At 38.5% G+C, this 23,235-nt stretch carries 25 protein-coding genes; all 25 read left to right on the top strand.

What is annotated here, in order from left to right; all coding sequences use genetic code 11:
• The first annotated feature begins 92 nt into the window (after positions 1-92).
• Positions 93-1,232 (top strand): radical SAM family heme chaperone HemW, encoded by a 1,140-nt coding sequence (hemW, locus tag ACFX4R_RS14590; protein WP_043976183.1) that lies wholly within the window; start codon positions 93-95, stop codon positions 1,230-1,232.
• Between the two features lie 91 nt (positions 1,233-1,323).
• Positions 1,324-2,352, top strand: coding sequence for a heat-inducible transcriptional repressor HrcA (gene hrcA / locus ACFX4R_RS14585; RefSeq protein WP_043976185.1), 1,029 nt, complete (start codon positions 1,324-1,326; stop codon positions 2,350-2,352).
• A 105-nt stretch (positions 2,353-2,457) separates the two neighbouring features.
• Positions 2,458-3,018 (top strand): nucleotide exchange factor GrpE, encoded by a 561-nt coding sequence (gene grpE / locus ACFX4R_RS14580; protein ID WP_013059243.1) that lies wholly within the window; start codon positions 2,458-2,460, stop codon positions 3,016-3,018.
• 30 nt (positions 3,019-3,048) lie between these two features.
• Entirely contained in the window at positions 3,049-4,866 is a 1,818-nt protein-coding gene (dnaK, locus tag ACFX4R_RS14575; protein WP_013059242.1) for a molecular chaperone DnaK, read from the top strand.
• Positions 4,867-5,101: 235 nt separating this feature from the next.
• Entirely contained in the window at positions 5,102-6,232 is a 1,131-nt protein-coding gene (gene dnaJ, locus ACFX4R_RS14570; RefSeq protein ID WP_013059241.1) for a molecular chaperone DnaJ, read from the top strand.
• 117 nt (positions 6,233-6,349) lie between these two features.
• The gene (prmA, locus tag ACFX4R_RS14565; RefSeq protein ID WP_043976702.1) at positions 6,350-7,291 is read left to right on the top strand and encodes a 50S ribosomal protein L11 methyltransferase; all 942 of its coding nucleotides are present in this window, start codon (positions 6,350-6,352) and stop codon (positions 7,289-7,291) included.
• A gap of 19 nt (positions 7,292-7,310) precedes the next feature.
• Positions 7,311-8,063, top strand: a complete 753-nt coding sequence (locus ACFX4R_RS14560) for a 16S rRNA (uracil(1498)-N(3))-methyltransferase (RefSeq protein WP_377569871.1) — start codon at positions 7,311-7,313, stop codon at positions 8,061-8,063.
• 5 nt (positions 8,064-8,068) lie between these two features.
• A complete protein-coding gene (gene mtaB, locus ACFX4R_RS14555; RefSeq protein WP_025750549.1) occupies positions 8,069-9,427 on the top strand; it encodes a tRNA (N(6)-L-threonylcarbamoyladenosine(37)-C(2))-methylthiotransferase MtaB in 1,359 nt (452 codons plus the stop codon).
• 226 nt (positions 9,428-9,653) lie between these two features.
• Complete coding sequence (gene rpsU / locus ACFX4R_RS14550) at positions 9,654-9,827, top strand: 30S ribosomal protein S21 (RefSeq protein WP_013059237.1); 174 nt, start codon at positions 9,654-9,656, stop codon at positions 9,825-9,827.
• 15 nt (positions 9,828-9,842) lie between these two features.
• Entirely contained in the window at positions 9,843-10,286 is a 444-nt protein-coding gene (locus ACFX4R_RS14545) for a GatB/YqeY domain-containing protein (protein ID WP_013059236.1), read from the top strand.
• Between the two features lie 178 nt (positions 10,287-10,464).
• Entirely contained in the window at positions 10,465-11,796 is a 1,332-nt protein-coding gene (locus ACFX4R_RS14540) for an NfeD family protein (protein ID WP_377569869.1), read from the top strand.
• Positions 11,796-12,779, top strand: a complete 984-nt coding sequence (gene floA, locus ACFX4R_RS14535; RefSeq protein ID WP_013059234.1) for a flotillin-like protein FloA — start codon at positions 11,796-11,798, stop codon at positions 12,777-12,779. Before ACFX4R_RS14540 ends, floA begins: the two co-directional genes overlap by 1 nt.
• A 31-nt stretch (positions 12,780-12,810) precedes the next feature.
• Positions 12,811-13,272, top strand: a complete 462-nt coding sequence (locus ACFX4R_RS14530; RefSeq protein ID WP_043976190.1) for a hypothetical protein — start codon at positions 12,811-12,813, stop codon at positions 13,270-13,272.
• A 59-nt stretch (positions 13,273-13,331) separates the two neighbouring features.
• Positions 13,332-13,616 carry a sporulation protein YqfC gene (gene yqfC / locus ACFX4R_RS14525; RefSeq protein ID WP_013059232.1) on the top strand — a complete coding sequence of 95 codons (285 nt, stop codon included), beginning with the start codon at positions 13,332-13,334 and terminating at the stop codon, positions 13,614-13,616.
• A 16-nt stretch (positions 13,617-13,632) separates the two neighbouring features.
• Positions 13,633-14,820, top strand: coding sequence for a sporulation protein YqfD (gene yqfD, locus ACFX4R_RS14520; protein ID WP_016765592.1), 1,188 nt, complete (start codon positions 13,633-13,635; stop codon positions 14,818-14,820).
• A 3-nt stretch (positions 14,821-14,823) separates the two neighbouring features.
• A complete protein-coding gene (locus ACFX4R_RS14515) occupies positions 14,824-15,798 on the top strand; it encodes a PhoH family protein (protein WP_043976192.1) in 975 nt (324 codons plus the stop codon).
• 63 nt (positions 15,799-15,861) lie between these two features.
• Complete coding sequence (locus ACFX4R_RS14510) at positions 15,862-17,970, top strand: HD family phosphohydrolase (protein ID WP_043976703.1); 2,109 nt, start codon at positions 15,862-15,864, stop codon at positions 17,968-17,970.
• Entirely contained in the window at positions 17,967-18,437 is a 471-nt protein-coding gene (gene ybeY, locus ACFX4R_RS14505) for an rRNA maturation RNase YbeY (RefSeq protein WP_025750544.1), read from the top strand. Before ACFX4R_RS14510 ends, ybeY begins: the two co-directional genes overlap by 4 nt.
• The gene (locus ACFX4R_RS14500; protein WP_043976196.1) at positions 18,421-18,792 is read left to right on the top strand and encodes a diacylglycerol kinase family protein; all 372 of its coding nucleotides are present in this window, start codon (positions 18,421-18,423) and stop codon (positions 18,790-18,792) included. Before ybeY ends, ACFX4R_RS14500 begins: the two co-directional genes overlap by 17 nt.
• A gap of 91 nt (positions 18,793-18,883) precedes the next feature.
• Entirely contained in the window at positions 18,884-19,282 is a 399-nt protein-coding gene (locus ACFX4R_RS14495) for a cytidine deaminase (protein WP_013059226.1), read from the top strand.
• Positions 19,275-20,180, top strand: coding sequence for a GTPase Era (era, locus tag ACFX4R_RS14490; protein WP_013059225.1), 906 nt, complete (start codon positions 19,275-19,277; stop codon positions 20,178-20,180). Before ACFX4R_RS14495 ends, era begins: the two co-directional genes overlap by 8 nt.
• Before the next feature lie 155 nt (positions 20,181-20,335).
• The gene (locus ACFX4R_RS14485; protein WP_014458193.1) at positions 20,336-20,479 is read left to right on the top strand and encodes a YqzL family protein; all 144 of its coding nucleotides are present in this window, start codon (positions 20,336-20,338) and stop codon (positions 20,477-20,479) included.
• A 27-nt stretch (positions 20,480-20,506) separates the two neighbouring features.
• A complete protein-coding gene (gene recO, locus ACFX4R_RS14480; protein WP_377569867.1) occupies positions 20,507-21,271 on the top strand; it encodes a DNA repair protein RecO in 765 nt (254 codons plus the stop codon).
• A 258-nt stretch (positions 21,272-21,529) separates the two neighbouring features.
• The gene (ccpN, locus tag ACFX4R_RS14475; protein ID WP_025750542.1) at positions 21,530-22,168 is read left to right on the top strand and encodes a transcriptional regulator CcpN; all 639 of its coding nucleotides are present in this window, start codon (positions 21,530-21,532) and stop codon (positions 22,166-22,168) included.
• A 33-nt stretch (positions 22,169-22,201) separates the two neighbouring features.
• Positions 22,202-23,005 (top strand): pyruvate, water dikinase regulatory protein, encoded by an 804-nt coding sequence (locus tag ACFX4R_RS14470; protein ID WP_013059222.1) that lies wholly within the window; start codon positions 22,202-22,204, stop codon positions 23,003-23,005.
• The last annotated feature ends 230 nt before the right edge of the window (positions 23,006-23,235 follow it).

Here is a 23,235-nt window from a genome sequence, read left to right as displayed (position 1 = left end):
TGTAAATAAGTGTGAACAAACATAGATAAAAATACCGCAGAGAGACTCTGCGGTATTTTTATCATTTATAAATGTGATTGAGGTGGAAGTCCATGGTGAAGGCAGCATATCTGCATATCCCGTTTTGTCATCATATTTGTCATTATTGTGACTTTAATAAAGTGTTTTTCAAAAATCAGCCCGTTATGCCGTATTTGGAAAGCATGCGAGAAGAAATGAAACAAACAGTCGAACGTTATCCAACGACCAATTTAAACACGATATTCGTTGGGGGCGGAACGCCCACAGCCTTAGATGAACAGCAGCTGGAGTATTTTTTAGAATCGATTCGTATGTACCTCCCTTATGACGAAAAAGGTGAGTTTACATTTGAAGCGAATCCGAATGAATTGACAAAAGAAAAGCTTCAGCTTCTCCATGATTATGGTGTGAATCGTTTAAGCATTGGTGTACAAACGTTTAATGAAAGATTATTGGAGAAAATTGGACGTGTGCATTCAAACAGACAGGTATTTGATTGTGTTGAGCAAGCGAGAAGGATTGGAATGTCGAATATAAGCTTAGACTTAATTTATAGCCTGCCGGAGCAAACGGTAGCTGATTTCTCTTCGACGCTTCAAACGGCTTTTTCATTAGAGGTGGAGCATATGTCTGCCTATTCGTTGATTATTGAACCTAAAACGGTGTTTTATAATTTAATGAACAAAGGGAAGCTGCCTCTGCCTGCTCAAGAAGAAGAAGCAGCTATGTATGAGCTGCTCATGAAAGAAATGGACAAACAAGGTTTTCATCAATATGAAATCAGTAATTTCGCAAAGCCAGGCTACGAGAGTATTCATAATTTAACATATTGGAACAACGACGATTATTACGGAATTGGCGCAGGCGCACATAGCTATATAGACGGAATAAGACGAGCAAATATTGGACCATTAAAAAAGTACATTGATTCGGTTGAGCAAAACGGAAATGCATATCTCAATGAAGTGAGCGTGACCGAGGCTGAAAAAATGGAAGAAGAAATGTTTTTGGGCCTTCGTAAAACGAAGGGAGTCTCAAAAGAGGAGTTTAAGAAAAAATTCAATCGAGAATTAAAAGATGTATTTGGAGAACCTATTCAAGAATACAAAGAGAAAGGACTTTTGGGTGAAGACAACAGCTCAGTCTTTTTAACACACAATGGTCGATTTTTGGGGAATGAAGTTTTTCAAGCCTTTATTGGGATAATCTAATATCAAATCGTTGACATCGCTATAGTGATTTGGTAATTTATTATTAGATTTAGCACTCAGAGTTTTAGAGTGCTAACAGAGGTGATGAAGCGTGCTTACTGATCGACAGTTATTAATTTTACAAGTCATTATTGATGATTTCATTCGATCTGCGCAGCCGGTAGGCTCTCGAACATTATCTAAGAAAGAAGAGTTTAATTTTAGTTCGGCTACGATTCGTAATGAGATGTCAGACCTAGAAGAACTTGGATTTATTGAAAAAACTCATACTTCTTCAGGGCGCGTTCCGTCTGAGAAAGGTTATCGTTATTATGTTGATCATCTAGTGTCCCCCGAGCACTTGAAAGCAAGCGACGTTTCCACGGTACGTTCGGTATTCGCTGAACGCATTGTAGAACTGGAGCAGCTCGTTCAAAAGTCAGCGCAAATTTTATCTGATTTAACGAGTTTAACGTCTATTGTGCTAGGACCAAAAGCGGTCAGCCATAAGTTAAAACAGCTGCAGATTTTACCTTTAACGGCTCAGTCAGCTGTTGCCATTATTGTGACCGATACAGGACACGTTGAAAGTCGGACGATTACGCTGCCGAGCAGTATTCAACCTTCCGATATTGAAAAAATGGTTAACATTTTAAACGAAAAGCTCATCGGCGTTCGCATTACTGATTTACATGATAAAATGTACAAAGAAGTAGCGACGCTCTTAAAAAGCCACATTCAAGGATATGAGCAGACGATGGATATACTCAATGATGCATTAAAGCTCAACATGAATGGCAAATTAGTAGTTGGCGGCAAAACGAATATGTTTGCTCAGCCGGAATTTCATGATCTTAATAAAATTCGCGGGCTGTTTAACATTATTGAACATGAACAGCAGTTTTATAAGCTGTTAAGCCCAAATGAGGCTGGCATACATGTGAAAATCGGTCATGAAAATAAATTGAATGAAATGGTAGGGTGCAGCTTAATTACAGCTAGTTATTCCTTTGGTCACGAACAGCTTGGTACAATTGCTATACTGGGACCGACCCGCATGGAATATGCGCGTGTGATTAGTTTGCTTACGCTGCTGTCATCAGATATGTCTCAAGTGTTAACAAACTTGTATAAAGAATAAAGGAATCGGGTGGAATATATTACTTCCATCCTTTCCCTGTGATAAAATAAAAAACGTTGTTTAAAATGTGAAAATGTGTGTAAACATTTAAGGGAGGTGAATGAATTGTCAAACGAAAAGCAAGTAGAAGAACAAAACGAAGAAGTGGTTGAAGAAGTTCAAACAGACTCTGCTGAAGCAACTGAAGCTGAAGTGTCTGAGGAAGTAAACCCTCTTCAACAAGAAAATGATCAATTAAAGCAACAGCTTGAAGAAGAAGAGAATCGCTACTTACGTCTACAAGCTGATTTCGATAATTTCCGTCGTCGTTCACGTCTCGATGCAGAAGCTGCTCAAAAATACCGTGCTCAATCATTAGTTTCGGATATTTTACCAGCACTTGATAACTTTGAACGTGCATTACAAGTTAACACAGCGGATGAACAAACTAAATCCGTGCTGCAAGGTGTAGAAATGGTATACCGTCAATTAGTAGAGGCACTTCAAAAAGAAGGTGTTGAAGCAATTGAATCAGTCGGGAAAACATTCGATCCATACGAGCATCAAGCAGTGATGCAAGTAGAAGACGATGAATACGAACCGAACACAGTAGTAGAAGAGCTTCAAAAAGGTTACAAATTAAAAGATAAAATCATCCGCCCTGCGATGGTTAAAGTGAATCAATAACACTACATATTATGAAGGAGGTCATTGTCAATGAGTAAGATCATTGGTATCGATTTAGGTACAACTAACTCTTGTGTCGCTGTATTAGAAGGCGGCGAACCAAAAGTAATTCCAAATCCAGAAGGAAACCGTACAACGCCATCAGTTGTGGCATTCAAAAACGGTGAGCGTCAAGTTGGGGAAGTAGCGAAACGTCAAGCTATTACAAACCCTAACACAATTATTTCAGTTAAACGTCATATGGGTACAGACCATAAGGTTGAAGCAGAAGGCAAGCAATACACGCCTCAAGAAATGTCAGCTATCATTCTTCAACATTTAAAAGGGTATGCTGAAGAGTATTTAGGTGAGCCTGTAACAAAAGCTGTTATCACAGTTCCTGCTTACTTTAATGATGCTGAGCGTCAAGCAACAAAAGATGCTGGTAAAATTGCTGGTTTAGAAGTAGAGCGTATTATTAACGAGCCTACTGCAGCAGCACTTGCATACGGATTAGAAAAAACAGATGAAGATCAAACAGTTTTAGTTTATGACCTTGGTGGCGGTACGTTTGACGTATCTATTCTAGAACTTGGCGACGGCGTATTTGAAGTTCGCGCAACTGCAGGTGACAACCGCCTTGGTGGTGACGACTTTGACCAAGTAATCATCGACTATTTAGTCGCTGAATTCAAAAAAGAAAACGGCGTTGATTTAAGCAAAGATAAAATGGCGCTTCAACGTTTAAAAGATGCGGCTGAAAAAGCGAAAAAAGATTTATCAGGCGTAACATCTACACAAATTTCTTTACCATTTATCACTGCTGGAGAAGCTGGCCCTCTTCACTTAGAGGTATCTTTATCACGTGCTAAATTTGACGAGTTATCAGCAGGCCTTGTAGAGCGTACAATGGCTCCTGTGCGTCAAGCTTTAAAAGATGCAGGCCTTTCTGCAAGCGAACTTGATAAAGTAATCTTAGTTGGTGGTTCAACTCGTATCCCAGCGGTACAAGATGCAATCAAAAAAGAAACTGGTCAAGATCCTCACAAAGGTGTAAACCCTGATGAAGTAGTTGCACTTGGTGCAGCAATTCAAGGTGGCGTATTAACTGGTGATGTAAAAGACGTTGTATTACTAGACGTAACGCCTTTATCACTAGGTATCGAAACAATGGGTGGCGTATTTACAAAGCTAATTGAGCGTAATACGACGATTCCAACAAGTAAATCACAAGTATTCTCAACGGCTGCAGATAGCCAAACGGCTGTAGATATTCATGTTCTTCAAGGTGAGCGTCCAATGTCTGCAGACAACAAAACGCTAGGTCGTTTCCAGTTAACTGATATTCCACCTGCACCACGCGGAGTACCTCAAATCGAAGTATCATTCGATATTGACAAAAACGGTATCGTAAACGTTCGTGCAAAAGATTTAGGTACAAACAAAGAGCAAGCTATTACAATTAAATCTTCAACAGGTTTATCAGATGACGAAATCGACCGCATGGTAAAAGAAGCGGAAGAAAACGCAGATGCTGATAAGCAACGTAAAGAAGAAGTGGAACTACGCAATGAAGCAGATCAATTAGTGTTTACAACTGAAAAAACACTAAAAGATCTTGAAGGAAAAGTAGAAGAAGCTGAAGTAACAAAAGCTAACGAAGCAAAAGATGCTTTAAAAGCAGCGATTGAAAAGAATGACCTTGAAGAAATCAAAGCGAAAAAAGATGAACTTCAAGAAATCGTTCAAGCGTTAACTGTAAAATTGTATGAGCAAGCTCAACAAGCTCAGCAAGCAGGTGAACAAGGCGCTCAAAATGATGATGTTGTAGATGCAGAGTTTGAAGAAGTAAACGACGACAAAAAATAATGCATCTTGACGACTAACGTGAATGACGCCATGGTGCGATTCACATCTTTTTAAAAAGTCAAAGTCAAGCTTATTTCTTGGCTTTGACTTTTTTAACGTGGAAAAGCGAAAGGGAAAGTTTTTCACTTAGCTCTCTGCGCGCACGGGAGCAATAGAAAGTAACTTTTATGTTGCTATGGAATTATTAATAATGATACAATTACGTTTATGTGAAACGATTCGGGAGTGAGTATTGATGAGTAAGCGAGATTACTATGAAGTACTCGGTATCAGTAAGAGCGCTACAAAAGATGAAATAAAAAAAGCATACCGCAAGCTTTCTAAACAATATCATCCAGATATTAACAAAGCGGAAGATGCTGCTGACAAATTTAAAGAAGTAAAAGAAGCATATGAAGTATTGAGTGATGACCAAAAAAAAGCACAATACGATCAATTTGGTCATACTGATCCAAATCAAGGCTTTGGCGGCTTTGGTGGAGGCGGCTCAGACTTTGGCGGCTTCGGCTTTGAAGATATTTTCAGCTCGATCTTTGGTGGTGGTGGTCGCAGACGTGACCCTAATGCTCCGAGACAAGGTGCCGATTTACAATACACGATGACACTTTCTTTTGAAGAAGCTGTTTTCGGAAAAGAAACAACAATTGAAATTCCACGTGAAGAAACGTGTGAAACATGTCACGGTTCAGGTGCAAAACCTGGAACAAAAGTCGATACATGTTCGCACTGTAATGGTTCAGGTCAGTTAAACGTTGAACAAAACACGCCGTTTGGCCGCGTGGTAAATCGACGTGCGTGTCATCATTGTAATGGTACAGGAAAAATCATTAAAGACAAATGTGCAACGTGCCACGGTGACGGTAAAGTAACAAAACGACGTAAAATTAATGTTAAAATTCCAGCTGGTGTAGATGATGGTCAACAGCTGCGCGTAAGTGCTCAAGGAGAACCAGGGGTAAATGGTGGTCCTCCGGGAGATTTATACGTAGTGTTCCACGTGCGCACTCATGAATTCTTTGAACGTGATGGAGACGATATCTACTGCGAAATGCCTTTAACGTTTGCTCAGGCAGCGCTAGGTGATGAAGTAGAAGTACCAACTCTACACGGCAAGGTGAAGTTGAAGATTCCTGCTGGTACACAAACGGGAACGAAATTCCGTTTAAAAGGAAAAGGTGTGGCAAACGTACGAGGATATGGTCAAGGAGATCAGCATATTCACGTTCGAGTTGTAACTCCCACAAAAATATCAGAAAAACAAAAACAATTATTGCGTGAGTTCGCTGAACTGAGCGGTCAAGAAGCCGTTGATGAGCAGCATGATTCCTTTTTTGCAAAAGTAAAACGAGCAATTAAAGGAGAATAATTGTCTTTCATAGTAAACAGAGACAGGTTGGTAAAGGTACTTTGCCAACCTGTCATCTGTCATGTTCATATTTAAAATCCTATATTACTGAAGGCAGAAAGGATGAAGTTGGTAGCAATGAAATGGTCTGAAATTTGTATTCATACAGCGCAAGAAGCAATTGAACCCATCTCTCATATTTTACATGAATCAGGAGCTAGCGGGGTAGTCATCGAAGATCCTGCTGATTTAGTGAAAGAAAGAGATACAACTTTTGGTGAAATCTACGATTTAAACGTAGAAGACTACCCAGAAGAAGGTGTAGTGATTAAAGCATATCTTCCAGTTAACAGCTTTTTAGCAGAAACTGTGGATGGTATCAAAAAAGAAATTAATGGACTGCTTGTTTACGACTTTGATTTAGGAGCTAACAAAGTTACGATCAGTGAAGTGAACGAGGAAGAGTGGGCCACTGCTTGGAAAAAATATTACCATCCCGTGAAAATTTCAGAGCGTTTTACGATTGTACCAACTTGGGAAAACTATGAAAAAGTCAGCACAGATGAATTGATTATCGAGCTTGATCCCGGAATGGCTTTTGGGACAGGTACGCATCCAACAACGGTTATGTCTCTTCAAGCATTGGAAAGAACAGTGAAAGCAGGAGATACTGTTATTGACGTGGGTACAGGTTCAGGAGTGCTAAGCATTGGCGCAGCTCTGTTAGGAGCAAGTAATGTACAAGCTCTAGACCTTGATGAAGTAGCCGTCCGTTCTGCTCGCGAAAATATTGAACTGAATCAAGTTGGGAACGTCGTAACAGTAGGTCAAAACAACTTATTGCAAGGTATAGAAGGACCTGTTGACATTGTTGTGGCGAATATTCTAGCTGAAGTAATCGTTCGTTTTGTAGACGATGCTGCAAAGGTATTAAAGCCAGGAGGCATGTTCATTACATCAGGTATTATTAGTGCGAAAAAAGAAGATGTCAAAAAAGCGCTAACGGGAGCGGGCTTTGTTATTCAAGAAGTAACGCTTATGGAAGACTGGGTAGCAATTATTGCGCAAAAACAAGCTTAACAAGTGAGAAGGTGTCAAGATGCAACGTTATTTTCTGCCAAATGATCAATTTCAAGAGCAAAGTGTCATAGTGACACAGGATGATGCCCATCATATCTCACGCGTCATGAGAATGAATGAAGGGTCACAGTTTATTGCCTGTAATGAACAGGGGCAAGCTGCTTTGTGTGAAATTGAAAATATTTCCGCTAACGAAGTGAAAGCATCTATTATAGAATGGATAAGCGAAGAAAAAGAGCTTCCAGTCCATGTTACAATTGTGAACGGTCTGCCTAAAGGGGATAAGCTCGAGCTTATTATCCAAAAAGGGACAGAACTTGGGGCGTATAAGTTTATCCCTTTTATTGCGGCTCGTTCAGTTGTTAAATGGGATGATAAAAAGAGTCAAAAAAAAGTAGATCGCTGGAACAAGATTGCTAAAGAGGCTGCAGAACAATCTCATCGTACGATTGTACCAGCAGTAGAAGCCCCAATTTCTTTTAAAAAGCTAGTAGAAATTAGCGGTGACTATACTCATAAAGTTGTAGCCTATGAAGAAAGAGCAAAGCAAGGAAAAACATCTCATCTGCACGCTGTTCTTTCGGCTTTAAAACCGGGCCATTCCGTGCTTGTGGTTGTAGGCCCCGAGGGTGGTTTGACCGAGCAGGAAGTAGAAGTATTAGAAGAAAATGAATTTACAATAAGCGGATTTGGTCCGCGGATTTTACGAGCAGAAACAGCTCCTTTATATGCGCTGTCTGCTATATCTTATCAAACTGAGTTAATGAGGTGACGATTATGTCAACAGTTGCTTTTCACACGCTAGGGTGTAAAGTAAATCACTATGAAACAGAAGCAATTTGGCAATTGTTCAAAGGCCAAGGCTATGAGCGTGTTGAATATGAACAAACTGCCGATGTATATGTAATTAATACATGTACGGTAACAAATACAGGAGATAAAAAAAGCCGTCAAGTTATTCGTAGAGCTGTGCGGAAAAATCCAGATGCGGTTATTTGTGTAACTGGGTGTTATGCTCAAACTTCGCCAGCTGAAATTATGGCCATTCCTGGTGTTGATATCGTAGTAGGTACACAAGACCGCGTTAAGATGCTTGATTATATTGAACAATTTAAAAAAGAGCGTCAGCCGATTAACGGCGTAGGAAACATTATGAAAACACGCGTATATGAAGAGCTAGATGTACCGGCTTTTACAGACCGTACGCGTGCTTCGTTAAAGATTCAAGAAGGCTGTAACAACTTCTGTACATTCTGTATTATTCCATGGGCGCGCGGTTTAATGCGATCTCGTGATCCTAAAGAAGTAGTAGCACAAGCACAGCAGCTAGTGGATGCGGGCTATAAAGAAATCGTGTTAACAGGTATTCACACTGGCGGATACGGAGAAGACATGAAAGATTACAATCTTGCCCAGCTTCTTCGTGATTTAGAGTCTCAAGTAAAAGGATTAAAACGCATTCGTATTTCGTCAATTGAAGCAAGTCAAATTACGGACGAAGTGATTGAGGTACTAGATCAATCAGAAATGGTTGTACGTCATTTGCATATTCCTCTTCAATCAGGTTCAAATACGGTATTGAAGCGCATGCGTCGTAAGTATACAATGGAGTTCTTTGGTGAGCGCTTAAACCGTCTGAAAGAAGCTCTTCCTGGATTAGCGATTACATCAGATGTTATTGTTGGCTTCCCAGGTGAAACAGAAGAAGAGTTTATGGAGACGTATAACTTTATTAAAGAGCACGGTTTTTCAGAGCTTCATGTATTCCCGTATTCTAAACGTACAGGTACGCCAGCGGCTCGTATGACCGACCAAATTGATGAAGAAGTAAAAAATCAACGTGTGCATCGTTTAATCGAACTTTCAAATCAATTGGCAAAAGAATATGCTTCAACGTTTGAAGGAGAAGTACTAGAAGTAATTCCGGAAGAAAAATATAAAGAAGATCCTGAAAGTGGTTTATATGTAGGATATACTGATAACTACTTAAAGGTTGTGTTTAAAGCGTCTGAAGAAATGGTTGGAAAGCTTGTAAAAGTGAAAATTTCAAAAGCTGGATATCCTTATAATGAAGGTGAGTTTGTTCGCGTGCTAGATGAGGTTCATCTTCAAGATCAGGTGAAAATGAGCTCATAACACTTATTGAAAAGCTGCGTGTATACGCAGCTTTTTTCATACGTGTAAAAAAGCTGAACGAGTAATGTTTTATCAAGAAAGTTCATAAAATAAAGGGGGAATAACTGCATTACTTTATGTAAAGCGGTTGACCTTAAGGAATCATTATATTATAATTGCAAAAGACATGTCTAACATGTCATTTCATTATGATGTTAGTGGTTTTGTTCGGAGGGAGGGAATTAGAATGTCAAGAACAGTTGTTCGTAAAAACGAATCGCTTGAAGATGCTCTTCGTCGCTTCAAACGTTCAGTTTCAAAAACTGGTACGTTACAAGAAGCAAGAAAGCGCGAATTCTATGAAAAGCCTAGCGTAAAGCGTAAGAAGAAATCTGAAGCTGCTAGAAAACGCAAGTTCTAATAAGAGGGTGGATTTATGAGTCTTCTCGAGCGTTTAAATAGTGATATGAAACAAGCGATGAAAAACAAAGAGAAAGAGAAGCTTGGGGTCATTCGTATGGTCAAAGCATCTCTTCAAAACGAAGCCATTAAGTTAGGAACCGACCTAACTGAAGCAGACGAGTTGACGGTTATTTCTCGCGAATTCAAACAACGTAAAGACTCCCTCCATGAATTTGAGAAAGCAGGTCGTCAAGATCTTGTTGATAAAATTCATTCTGAATTAGCGGTTTTAGAAGTTTACGCTCCTAAACAGCTAACTGAAGAAGAGTTATCTGAAATTATTAAAACGACGATTGAAGAAACGCAGTCTTCCTCTAAAGCTGATATGGGGAAAGTTATGGGAGCGCTTATGCCGAAAGTAAAAGGCAAAGCGGATGGCTCTCTTGTTAATAAGCTTGTCCTTCAACACTTATCATAAAAAACACCTTACCTTGTGTAAGGTGTTTTTTATATGGATAATAATCGAACGTATGTTTTATTTTTCTTGTGCAAAGAATAAAATAGATAAATTTTAAAAAATTTGAAACTATTGTTAAAGTTATTCGTATATACAGATACATGCTCATACTATCTATGGAAGGAGGGAAGTGTATTCGGTGAAAACCTTATTTTCTTTCGTGTGCTTTCTTATCTTAGCCACTGGGTTATTCCCCACTATTAGCACCGCTGACGTGAAGCGTGTACACGTTATTCCTGTAAATAAAACGGTAGAAAATGGACTGCTTTCTTTTCTAAACAGATCCATTAAAGATGCGGAAAATGACGGTGCAGATTTGATTATATTGGACATAGATACTCCTGGAGGAGCTGTAGATGCAGCTTCTGAAATAGCTAAAAGCTTAACCTCAACACCTATTCCTACCGCTGCTTTTGTCGATAAAAAAGCATTATCAGCCGGAGCGTATATTGCACTTAACGCCGATCAAATTTATATGACACCCGGTTCTACAATGGGATCGGCAGCAGTGATTGACCAACAGGGAAATGCCGCAGGAAAAAAAGCTCAGTCCTACTGGTTATCGGCTATGAAGAGCGCAGCAGAACAAAATAACCGAAACCCTAAATATGCAGAAGCGATGGCAAATACCAAGATGGTAATACCTGAGCTCAACTTAAAAGGAAATGAATTGCTGACGCTCACTCCTAAGCAAGCCGAGCAAGTTGGTTATTCAGAAGGGACTGTAAAAAATTTAGACGGTCTCCTAAGCGTACTTGGCTATGAAGATGCTAAACTGACGTATGCGAAAATGAGTGTAAGTGAACAAATTGCTCGTTTTCTTACCCATCCGCTTGTTGTTCCCATTTTATTATCCATTGGTGCTTTAGGAATTGTAATTGAATTGTTTACGCCTTCATTTGGTATTGCGGGCTCTATTGGAATAGCTTCACTTCTTTTATTTTTCTATGGTCATATGGTAGCAGGATTAGCTGGCATGGAAGCGCTCGTTTTATTTATAGCAGGAATTATATTGCTTCTGTTAGAGATTGTAGTACCAGGCGGAGTTTTAGGACTACTAGGACTTGGAGCTATCATTTTAAGTTTTTTTATGTCAACAGATAATAATGTCGAAATGGGAATTTCTCTTGTAATTGCAATAGTGGTGGCACTGGGAGGTGCGTTGGTGATGATGAAATTTTTTAAAAGGAAGCTTACACCTTTCAAAAAAATGGTGCTTAATGATTCACTTAATACTGAATCTGGCTACGTGTCGAATCAAAATCGTTATGAATTAATAGGAAAACAAGGTAAAACAACAACACCGCTTCGTCCTTCAGGTACCGTGCTCATCGATGAAGAGTATGTGGATGTAGTCACTGAAGGCGGATATTTAGACAAAGATGTGTTAGTAAATATTATAAAAGTAGAGGGATCAAGGGTTGTGGTGCGGAAGCTTACAGAGCCTTTGAAAAAGGAGGACCTTAATTAATGGAAGTAGGTAGCGTATTGTTTTTTGTAGTTATTGGTCTAGCAATTATTGCTTTAGCTGTTTTTTTCACTTTTGTACCGATTATGCTATGGATTTCAGCATTAGCAGCAGGTGTTCGTATTAGTATTTTCACACTGGTCGGAATGAGACTTCGTCGAGTGATACCATCTCGCGTTGTGAACCCGTTAATTAAAGCAAGTAAAGCAGGTTTAGGTATTACCATTAATCAATTAGAAAGCCACTATTTAGCAGGCGGTAACGTTGACCGTGTGGTAAATGCGCTGATTGCAGCGCACCGAGCAAATATTGAGTTAACATTTGAGCGCGGAGCAGCTATCGACTTAGCGGGCCGTGATGTGCTAGAAGCTGTACAAATGAGCGTTAATCCAAAAGTTATTGAAACACCTTTTATTGCAGGGGTGGCTATGGATGGAATCGAAGTCAAAGCAAAAGCTCGAATTACTGTTCGTGCAAACATTGATCGACTAGTAGGGGGAGCTGGAGAAGAAACGATTATTGCCCGTGTTGGCGAGGGGATTGTTTCTACAATCGGTTCGCAAAAAGATCACAAAAAAGTATTGGAAAATCCCGATATGATTTCTCAAACGGTGTTAGGAAAAGGACTGGATTCAGGAACAGCGTTTGAAATCTTATCCATTGATATTGCTGACATCGATATTGGTAAAAATATTGGGGCAGTTCTTCAAACAGACCAAGCGGAAGCAGATAAAAATATTGCACAAGCAAAAGCCGAAGAACGTCGTGCTATGGCCGTTGCTCAAGAACAAGAAATGCGTGCAAAAGTAGAAGAAATGCGTGCAAAAGTAGTAGAAGCAGAAGCAGAAGTACCGTTAGCGATGGCAGAAGCACTGCGCTCTGGCAATATTGGCGTCATGGATTATATGAATATTCAAAACTTGACTGCTGATACGGATATGCGTGATTCAATCGGGAAAATGTCTAAAGAAGACGATGAGAAATAATGAATCAGCTTAACAAGGAGGTTTTCTCCTAATGAATATCGTTGAAACGCTTATTAAACTAATTATTAATAATGCTTTCATTTTTGTCATCATTGGAGGAATTATTTTTAACGTTGTGCAGCGTTTTATGGCTCAGTCAAAAGAGGAAGAACAGCAGCGTTCTAAAAGAGCTCCTATGCCTCCTGTAAACAATCCTTCAAGGCGGGAAAGACCTAGATATCGACCTGTCAAAGAAGAGCCAAAAACAGCTCGTATGGAGCCGGAAACTGTTTCTTCAGCAGAAACAAATCCTTTGCAAGAAAAATTGGAAGAGCTAAAAAATCGTCCGTATCATGAACCATCTATTCAAAAGAAAATCACAGTTGACAAACCAAAAATCACGGGTGAGAAAAACGTTTTTAAGCCCATTTCTCGTAAAGAAGCTGTTCAAGGAGTGATATGGTCCGAAATTCTAGGGCCGCCAAAATCGAAACAACGTAAATATAAACGATAAATAGATGTGATACATTAACCCCCTTTCTCATAAACATGAGATGAAAGGGGGTTCTTTTTATGAGCAAAAAGTGGAGACACCAAATGAAAAGATGGATGACAAAAACAATGGAACTACCCGCTGATGTATTAATGGATCTTCCCCGTATTACGTTAGTTGGACAAATACACATTTATATTGAAAATCATAAAGGTTTATTAGCCTTTTCTGATACTGAAATACGCGTGTTACTAAAACAGGGACAAATGTTAATTCGAGGTGAAGGACTGGTCATTAAAGTAATACTGCCAGAAGAACTGGTTTTAGAAGGTAAAATCAATCAAGTTCTTTATTTAGAACAATAACACAAGGAGGAAAAAAATGAAGAATGGATGGACAAACTTTGTTATTGGTACCGTACGTATTCGAATTGTTGGAAAAGGAATTGAACGTTTTTTAAATAATTGTGTGAGACAACAGATTATGATTTCGAATGTCCATAAAGTTGACGGTCAGCTAGCGACAGCAACGATATTATTGAAAGATGTAAAAAAAATTCGTATACTAATTCGCAACGCAGATTGTAAAATTTATTTTATAAGAGGCAGAGGTTTTCCTTTTTTAACAAAACGAGTGATCAAAAATAGTGGATTTGCTTTAGGTTTTCTTTCTTTTTTTATTATTCTTGGTTTGCTTTCCAACATGGTGTGGAAAGTGGAAATTAGCGGTGCAGAACCACAAACGGAACATCAAATGACTAAGCAGCTTGCCAAAATAGGTGTAAAAAGAGGAGAGTTTCAATTTCTGTTAGAAAGTCCTGAAAAAATTCAGCGCTATTTAACAGATAATATGAACAATATTACCTGGGTGGGAGTAGAAGTGCGCGGCACTTCTTATCACTTCCAAGTGGTTGAAAAAAATGAGCCCAAGCCTCAGCAAAAAACACCTTACCAACATTTAATTGCTAAAAAGAAAGCCATTATTACGAATTTGTTTGTCGAAAAAGGACAACCTTTAGTCAAGGTTAATGATTTTGTCAACGAAGGCGAGGTCCTAGTTTCGGGTATTATTGGAAACGAAAAAAATAAAAAAGTAGTAGCTGCTAAAGGGAAAGTCTACGGTGAAACATGGTATAAGTCTGAGGTGGAAGTGCCTTTAAAAACTGATTTTCAGGTATTAACGGGTAATGGATATACGAAGCACTATTTAGATTTTCAAGCTTTTAAAATGCCTCTTTGGGCTTTTAACAAAGAAAAATACGCCTCAAAGGTGACAGAAAAAGTGGAGCATCCACTCTATTTTTTTAAATGGAAATTACCTCTGTCGTATGAGAAAGTTGCTGTACGAGAAGAACAGAACTCGCAGCGCGTCTATTCTAAACAAGAGGCGGTGGAAAAAGCTTTGGAAATCGGTCGAAAAAAATTACTATCAACTTTAGGTGAGGATGCTAAAATAAAAGGTGAAAAAGTTTTGCACCAAGAACAGGACAATGGTAAAGTTAGATTATCAATACATTACCAAGTTATAGAAAATATTGCGAACACTCAACCAATTATTCAAGGAGATTGATGAATGTCAGAACAGCTAGTAACAATTAACGTACAACTTGATGATTCAAATGAAGCCATTTCATTATTTGGCGTACAAGATGCGAATTTAAAGCGAATTGAAGAAGAAATGCAGGTCTCTATCATATCAAGAGGTGAGACTGTTGTAGTCTCCGGAAGTACAGAAAATGTTCAGCTAGTGGAAGAAATGCTTAAAAAGTTACTGAACATTATCCGGAAAAATATTTCCATATCTGAACGAGATGTTGTGTATGCGATTCAATTAGCTAAGAAAAATTCTCTCGAGTTTTTTGAAGATGTATATGAAGAAGAGATTGGTAAAAATGTAAAAGGTAAGACTATTCGTGTTAAGACATTAGGACAAAGTCAATACATTTCGGCTATTAAGAAAAATGATTTGGTATTTGGAATTGGGCCTGCTGGTACTGGTAAAACGTATTTAGCCGTTGTCATGGCCGTTAATGCTCTTAAAAATGGTCACGTGCAGCGTATTATTTTAACACGTCCTGCTGTTGAAGCAGGTGAAAGTCTTGGCTTCTTGCCAGGAGATTTGAAAGAAAAAGTAGATCCGTACTTGCGGCCTCTGTATGATGCATTACATGATGTATTAGGAACAGAACATACGCAACGCCTAATCGAACGCGGAGTTATTGAAATAGCACCTCTTGCTTATATGCGAGGTCGTACACTAGATGATGCGTTTGTTATCTTAGACGAAGCGCAAAACACCACGATGGCGCAAATGAAGATGTTTTTAACACGACTAGGATTTGGGTCTAAAATGGTGATTACAGGAGATATTTCACAAATTGATTTACCAAAAGGAGCTCAGTCTGGTCTAGCGGCTGTCTCGAAAATCCTGACCAATGTTAAAGGTATTTCGTTTGTTCATCTAGAACAGTCAGATGTTGTGCGCCATCCACTTGTGGGACGCATCGTTCAAGCGTACGAACAAGCTGACCAAAAGACCCTTTCTTAATAGGGTCTATTTTTTGTAAAAGGGGGTACGTTTGTGTCAACGTTTCGGATAATCAAGCAAACAATGGCACAGATCGAGCGATTACGGTTAATTCAAATTGGGTTATATGCCTTGTTAGGTGTAATGATGTTTGCGTCTATGTATAGCAATGTAAAGCCGCAGGAATTAGATCTCAGATTACTATCTATTTCTCCGCAAACCATTTACTCACCCGTTACCATTGAAGATAAAGAGAGCACAGAGAAAAAACGGGCAGAGGCAGAACAAGCCGTTGAAGATGTGTATACACAAAAAACAGAATACGCACAGAACCAAGTCGACCTTGTTGCATCTATTTTTGATGCGATGATGGAAGTTAATACAGAATATGAAAAAGAAGATCATGAAGATGACAGTATCGATGCCGTATTAAAAACCAAACAAAAAATGCTAGAGGACAAGCTTCCTGAAGACATTCAAAAAAACTTGCCAAAGGATACCATTAAGCAGTTGCTTCAGTCTTCTAACAGTGATTTATCGATTGCGAAAGATGCTGTAGTCACGGCCGTTCATCACGTGATGAAAGATCAAGTGAAGATTAGCGATGTAGAAGAGAAAAAAGATCAAGTAGAAAGTCAGCTTGTTTACACCAATGTCAGCAATTCTCTAAAGGATTCAATGAATGCAATTGCTAAATTCGCTATCATTCCAAACGTGATTTATGATCCACAAAAAACAGCTGAAAACCGTCAAGCAGCTGTGGAAAAAGTGGAGCCTGTCCGAATCAAACAAGGCCAGATTATCGTAGAAGAAAATCAGCTTATTAATCCTGATATATATCGTCAGCTCCAGCTCGCGGGATTGTTGAATAATAAAGGATCTATTCAGCCTTTTGCGGGGTTAGCTTTGCTGATTGTAATGATGATAGCGGGCCTCATTTACTATTTGCGTGAATTTCACACCAAGACATATCAGCCCTTGCTGTTGTATGTATTAGTAGCAACCATTACGATTGGCCTCATGAAAATCTTAAGCTTGTTTCAGCAAATTGATTTATCAGAAATTGGTTTCTTAGCTCCTGTTGCGGTGGGAGGTTTGCTGATTCGAATTTTAATGGATGAACGCATTGCTATTTTATCAAGCATTGTATTTGCTATTTGTGGAAGCATTATTTTTAATGGTGAATTAACAACCTCGTTTAATATGAACATTGGGATCTACTTTTTAATTAGCAATATTGCTGCTATTTTATTTTTAAGCAGGCAGCACAGACGTTCACGGATTTTGCAGGCAGGTCTATTTGTGGCTATGGTAAACGTAATTATCAGCTTTGCGATTATTTTTATTAAAAATGGTCATATCGGCACTGTAGAGCTTGGCTATTACAGCATGATGTCAATTGCATCTGGTGTTATCGCTTCCGTTTTAGCTATAGGTTTGCTACCGTTTTTTGAAAGTGGATTTGGCATTTTATCTACGATGAAGCTGATTGAATTATCGAGTCCTACTCATCCGCTATTACGCAAAATCTTAACCGAAACACCTGGAACATACCATCACAGCGTAATGGTGGCAAACTTATCTGAAGCGGCGTGCGAAACGATAGGAGCTAACGGTTTATTAGCGAGAGTCGGGGCTTATTACCACGATATTGGTAAAACGAAGCGACCGCAGTATTTTATTGAAAATCAAATGAATATTACTAATCCGCATGATAAACTAAGTCCTAAGACTAGTAAAAATATTATAATCGCACATGCTACAGATGGAGCGACCATTTTGCGGAATCACAAGTTTCCAAAAGAGATTGTAGATATTGCAGAGCAGCATCACGGAACCACTCTGCTTAAGTTTTTCTATCATAAGGCACTCGAACAAACAGAAGAAAAAATTGATGAAAAAGAATATCGCTATCCTGGACCAAAGCCTCAGTCGAAAGAAGCAGCGGTTATTTGCATAGCTGATAGTGTAGAAGCAGCCGTAAGGTCAATGTCCAATCCGACTCCGGAAAAAATTGAGAACTTGGTGCGAAATATTATTAAAGATCGCTTGCAGGACGAGCAGCTTAGCGAGTGTAACGTAACGCTCAAAGAGCTAGAGTTAATTCGCCAAGCACTATGTGAAACTTTAAATGGGATTTTTCATTCCCGAATCGAATATCCAGAGATAAAAAAAGAGAAGGTGAAGGTATGAGTTTAGTTATTGATTTTATTGATGAAACAAACGAAGTAAGTGAAGAACAGCAAAAAGAGCTTGAAAAGCTGCTTGAAGCCGCTGCTATATATGAAAATCTGCAAGAGGATGCAGAAGTATCCGTTACATTTGTGGATAATGATCGAATTCAAGAAATCAATCATCAATACCGCCATAAAAATCAGCCAACGGATGTAATATCGTTTGCGCTAGAAGAAATGGGCGAAGATGAAATGCAAATTATCGGAGATGAGATGCCAAGAGTCCTAGGGGACATTGTCATTTCGATTCCAAAAGCTCATGAGCAAGCAGAAGAATACAATCACTCGTTTATGAGGGAGCTAGGATTCTTAACGGTTCACGGTTTCTTGCACTTGCTTGGATATGACCATGAAACATCAGAAGATGAAAAAGAGATGTTTACACGTCAAAAAGATATTTTAGAACAATATGGACTCTCGCGATAAAAAGGGGATAGCTAAAGTTGTCAGTAGCTTTGGTTATGCAATAGAAGGGTTTATCTATGTTTGTAAAACACAGAGAAATATGCAAATTCACGTAGCAGCTTCTTTCATCGTCCTTTTCTTAGGAGCCGTGCTGTCAATTACAGCTGGTGAATGGGTGGTTGTGCTGCTTCTGATTGCAGGCATGTTCAGCTTGGAGTTAATGAATACAGCGGTTGAAAAAGTTGTCGATTTAGTTTCTCCTGAATATCACATACTAGCAAAACACGCAAAAGATGCAGCCGCAGCCGCGGTGTTGGTCTATGCGTGTTTTGCTGTCCTTATAGGAGGAATTATTTTCTTAAAGTATTTGTTTTAAAAAGGATTCTTTTTGGTTCTTTACACCCCCGTGGTATAATAAAAAAGGACAAGTTAAAAGACATGTAGAAGGGCAAAAGGAGAGCGGATAAATGGATAAGACCGGACTGATTGATGAGGCGAAAAAAGCTCGTGAAATGGCTTATGTACCGTATTCAAAATTTAAAGTTGGTGCAGCTTTATTGACGAAAGATGGAAAGGTTTATCGCGGCTGCAATATTGAAAATGCAGCTTATAGCATGTGCAATTGCGCTGAGCGTACGGCTTTATTTAAAGCCTATTCAGAAGGTGATAAAGAGTATGCAGCACTTGCTGTAGTAGCTGATACTGATCGTCCTGTTTCTCCGTGTGGAGCATGCAGACAAGTAATCTCTGAGCTTTGTCCAAAAGAAATGAAAGTTATATTAACCAATTTAAAAAATGACATACAAGAATTAACTGTGGAAGAATTACTTCCAGGAGCATTTTCATCGGAGGATTTACATGAGTAATAATGAATTTAAGTCAGGTTTTGTTTCAATTATTGGAAGACCAAACGTAGGGAAATCAACTTTTTTGAACCGAGTAATTGGTCAAAAGATTGCGATTATGAGTGACAAACCGCAAACAACTAGAAATAAAATTCAGGGTGTGTACACGGAAGATCAGGCGCAGATTGTGTTTATTGATACACCAGGAATTCATAAACCAAAGCATAAATTAGGCGACTTTATGATGAAGGTAGCGCAAAATACGCTTAAAGAAGTAGATTTAATTTTATTTATGATTAACGCAACAGAAGGCTTAGGTCGAGGCGATGAATTTATTATCGAGCGTTTAAAGGACACAAAAACGCCTGTTTTCCTTGTGATTAATAAAATTGATGAAATTCATCCAGACGAATTGTTTTCAATTATCACGAATTATAAAGACTTATATCCTTTTGCTGAAATTGTGCCAATTTCAGCTTTACAAGGAAATAACGTGGAGCGTTTGCTTGATCAAATTAAGCAGCGATTGCCGGAAGGTCCGCAATATTATCCGGCAGATCAAGTAACTGATCACCCAGAGCGCTTTATTATTACGGAATTAATTCGTGAAAAAGTACTGCATGCAACGAGGGAAGAAATACCTCATTCTATTGCCGTTGTGATGGATTCTATGCAAAGACGAGATAATGGTGCTGTTTACGTGGGCGCTACAATTATCGTCGAAAGAGATTCACAAAAAGGCATCGTAATTGGAAAGCAAGGAAAGATGTTAAAAGAGGTAGGAAGAAAAGCAAGAGCAGACATTGAAGCCCTTTTAGGTTCAAAAGTATTTTTAGAACTATGGGTAAAAGTGCAAAAAGATTGGCGAAACCGAGCGTCGCATCTCCGTGACTTTGGATTTAGAGAAGACGAATATTAATCATTTGAGTTCTTGTTTGCATTGATTTATATCCCTTCATAAAAGAAGGTAATTTGTAAAAAATTGTGTTACATGATTTTACGTCGGAAGGCTATTCTAAACATAAGGAATTGAAATATGTATCTGATCTTTATGGTTAGAAAGGTGGGAGTTCTATGTTGAATTTTACTTGGAACATTTTTTCACAAACAGGTAGCATTGATACTTATCTCATTTTTAAGGAACTTGAAAATGAAGTGAAAGAAAGACCCGAAACATATGAGGACAACAGCGAAAGTCTCAATTCTCCCTTGTCTTAGCCTTCTGTAAGATGGCGGTGATGATGATTGTTTAAAAAGTGTGAAGGAATTGTCATTCGAACGAATGATTACGGTGAATCAAATAAAATTGTCACCATTTATTCACGTGAACTCGGAAAAGTGGGTCTCATGGCAAGAGGGGCAAAAAAGCCTAGTAGTCGCTTGGCTTCTGTCACACAATTATTTACGTATGGATACTTTTTTATACAAGCAGGTTCAGGAATGGGCACTCTCCATCAAGGAGAAGTTATCTCATCTATGAGAAGCATACGCGAAGATATCTTCACAACAGCGTATGCTTCTTATATTCTTGAATTAACGGATAAAGCTACTGAGAACAATAAACCAAATCCATTTTTTTTTGAGCTGCTGCACCAAACCATTCATTATATGAACGAAGAGTATGATGCAGAGATCTTAACTTTTATTTATGAAATGAAAATGTTAAACGTTCTAGGTCTTCATCCTACATTAAATGAATGTGCAGTCTGCCACCAAGGTGAAGGAACATTTCATTTTTCCATTCGAGAAGGCGGGTTTATTTGTCATCGATGCTTAGAAAAAGATCCTTATCATTTGAAAATTAGTCCGATGACGGTTAAACTATTAAGGCTATTTTATTATATTGATTTAAAGCGGTTAGGTTCTATTTCTGTTAAGCCTGAAACAAAAAAACAATTAAAGTTTGTAATTGATCAATATTACGAAGAATATTCAGGATTGTTTTTAAAAACAAAGCGTTTTTTGAATCAGATGGAGTCTTTAAAACAATCGCTCTCTGATGAGAAATAGAAAAGATAATCAGTGATATGCAAGGAATTGCTGTCGCTAGGGTGCCTCGTAGTGTGTAGAGGACACCCTTTTTACTGTGGAGCGAAGAGGTAGCTTCACTTATTATAAGCGTAATGCCTGCTTTTTTTGAGAAGCCGTGGTAAAATAAACGGCATTCTAAAAAGATAAAATGCTAAAATTAATAAGTTATAGCTTTTACTTTTGCTTAAAAAGTATATAATGTTTTATAAATAGTATGTCACATTTAATGATTAGGTGGTGAGTACAATCGAACTGAACAAACGACAAGAACAAATTTTGCAAATTGTCAAAGACGAAGGCCCTATTACAGGCGAGCATATTGCAGATCAGCTTAGCCTTACGCGGGCAACGCTAAGACCGGACTTGGCTATTTTAACAATGGCTGGTTATTTAGAAGCGCGACCGCGCGTAGGTTACTTTTACACAGGTAAAACAGGAGCACAGCTTCTTACAGATAAAATAAAAAAAATACAGGTGCAAGAATATCAGTCTATCCCGGTGGTTGTGAACGAAAATGTGTCGGTATATGATGCTATTTGTACAATGTTTCTAGAAGACGTGGGGACCCTTTTTGTAGTGGATGAGAAATCCCAGCTGGTGGGAGTACTGTCGCGTAAAGATTTATTGCGCGCGAGTATCGGAAAGCAAGAGCTCACATCTATTCCTGTTCATATTATCATGACGAGAATGCCCAACATTACATATTGCTATCGCGAAGATTTGTTAATTGATATTGCTAAGATCTTAATTGAAAAACAGATTGATGCTATGCCCGTTATTAAAGAGGGGGACGGCAATTTTGAAGTGGTGGGACGCATTACCAAAACAAATATTACAAAATTACTAGTAGCATTAGCAAATGATGAAGTATTATAAGTGAAAAAGGATTAAAAAGGGGATGCACAAAATATGAACAACCCATGTCTTTATGTCATTTCGGATTCTGTAGGTGAGACGGCTGAACTAGTTGTAAAGGCTGCATCAAGTCAGTTCAATATGACGGACTTTGTAATTAAAAGAGTACCTTACGTAGAGGACATCGCAACACTTTCAGAAGTGGTTTCAGTAGCGAAGATGAACAACGCTATTATTGGCTTTACGCTAGTAAAGCCTGAAATGAGAGAATTTTTAATTCAAGAAGCGTCCAAGAACGGGGTAGAGGTATTTGATATTATTGGACCTTTAATTGATAAAATTCAATCTTCTTATCAACTTTCTCCTCGCTATGAGCCTGGAATGGCTAGAAAATTAGACGAAGATTATTTTAAGAAAGTAGAAGCAATTGAATTTGCAGTGAAATATGATGATGGGCGTGACCCGAGAGGCATTCTTAGAGCGGATATTGTATTAATCGGTGTATCAAGAACATCTAAAACACCTCTTTCTCAATTTTTAGCACACAAGCGTTTGAAAGTAGCCAATGTTCCAATTGTACCTGAGGTAGATCCACCAGAAGAGCTGTTTCACGTATCACCTGAGAAATGTATAGGACTTACTATTAGTCCTGAAAAGTTAAACGATATTCGTAAAGAGCGTTTAAAGTCTCTTGGGCTAAACGATAAAGCAATTTATGCTAATATTGGCCGTATTAAAGAAGAACTTGAATTTTTCCAAGGGATTGTAGATAAGATTGGCTGTGAAGTGGTGGACGTATCCAACAGAGCCGTAGAAGAAACAGCTGGTATCATTCTTAATACCATCAAAAAGAAATAAATAAACGATAGATCTCCTCTGTGCGTGACATAAAGGAGATTGCTTTCTTATGTTTGTGTGCTGTAAGCCTAAGAAAATATCCCAAAGATGAATATGACAGAACTTTTAAAAACAAGTGACTTTGGTATAGAAAATATAGGTTGTTTATATTATAATAAAAAATTGTGATAAAAAAGAATAGTTTTAGGTTTAGACTTTGTTAAGAACGAATAAACTATTTATATAAAAGT

Source organism: Priestia sp. YIM B13490 (genome assembly GCF_042787735.1).
GTDB lineage: Bacteria > Bacillota > Bacilli > Bacillales > Bacillaceae_H > Priestia > Priestia megaterium.
This window is presented reverse-complemented; position numbering and strand designations above follow the sequence as displayed.

Coding starts and splice junctions, on each gene's coding strand:
- ACFX4R_RS14485 (WP_014458193.1), top strand. CDS start 20,336: ATGTTGAATTTTACTTGGAACATTTTTTCACAAACAGGTAGCATTGAT.
- yqfC (WP_013059232.1), top strand. CDS start 13,332: ATGAGCAAAAAGTGGAGACACCAAATGAAAAGATGGATGACAAAAACA.
- ybeY (WP_025750544.1), top strand. CDS start 17,967: ATGAGTTTAGTTATTGATTTTATTGATGAAACAAACGAAGTAAGTGAA.
- hemW (WP_043976183.1), top strand. CDS start 93: ATGGTGAAGGCAGCATATCTGCATATCCCGTTTTGTCATCATATTTGT.
- ACFX4R_RS14470 (WP_013059222.1), top strand. CDS start 22,202: ATGAACAACCCATGTCTTTATGTCATTTCGGATTCTGTAGGTGAGACG.
- ACFX4R_RS14500 (WP_043976196.1), top strand. CDS start 18,421: ATGGACTCTCGCGATAAAAAGGGGATAGCTAAAGTTGTCAGTAGCTTT.
- ACFX4R_RS14510 (WP_043976703.1), top strand. CDS start 15,862: ATGGCACAGATCGAGCGATTACGGTTAATTCAAATTGGGTTATATGCC.
- ACFX4R_RS14530 (WP_043976190.1), top strand. CDS start 12,811: ATGAATATCGTTGAAACGCTTATTAAACTAATTATTAATAATGCTTTC.
- dnaJ (WP_013059241.1), top strand. CDS start 5,102: ATGAGTAAGCGAGATTACTATGAAGTACTCGGTATCAGTAAGAGCGCT.
- era (WP_013059225.1), top strand. CDS start 19,275: ATGAGTAATAATGAATTTAAGTCAGGTTTTGTTTCAATTATTGGAAGA.
- ACFX4R_RS14560 (WP_377569871.1), top strand. CDS start 7,311: ATGCAACGTTATTTTCTGCCAAATGATCAATTTCAAGAGCAAAGTGTC.
- mtaB (WP_025750549.1), top strand. CDS start 8,069: ATGTCAACAGTTGCTTTTCACACGCTAGGGTGTAAAGTAAATCACTAT.
- ACFX4R_RS14545 (WP_013059236.1), top strand. CDS start 9,843: ATGAGTCTTCTCGAGCGTTTAAATAGTGATATGAAACAAGCGATGAAA.
- rpsU (WP_013059237.1), top strand. CDS start 9,654: ATGTCAAGAACAGTTGTTCGTAAAAACGAATCGCTTGAAGATGCTCTT.
- ACFX4R_RS14495 (WP_013059226.1), top strand. CDS start 18,884: ATGGATAAGACCGGACTGATTGATGAGGCGAAAAAAGCTCGTGAAATG.
- prmA (WP_043976702.1), top strand. CDS start 6,350: ATGAAATGGTCTGAAATTTGTATTCATACAGCGCAAGAAGCAATTGAA.
- dnaK (WP_013059242.1), top strand. CDS start 3,049: ATGAGTAAGATCATTGGTATCGATTTAGGTACAACTAACTCTTGTGTC.
- yqfD (WP_016765592.1), top strand. CDS start 13,633: ATGAAGAATGGATGGACAAACTTTGTTATTGGTACCGTACGTATTCGA.
- ACFX4R_RS14515 (WP_043976192.1), top strand. CDS start 14,824: ATGTCAGAACAGCTAGTAACAATTAACGTACAACTTGATGATTCAAAT.
- floA (WP_013059234.1), top strand. CDS start 11,796: ATGGAAGTAGGTAGCGTATTGTTTTTTGTAGTTATTGGTCTAGCAATT.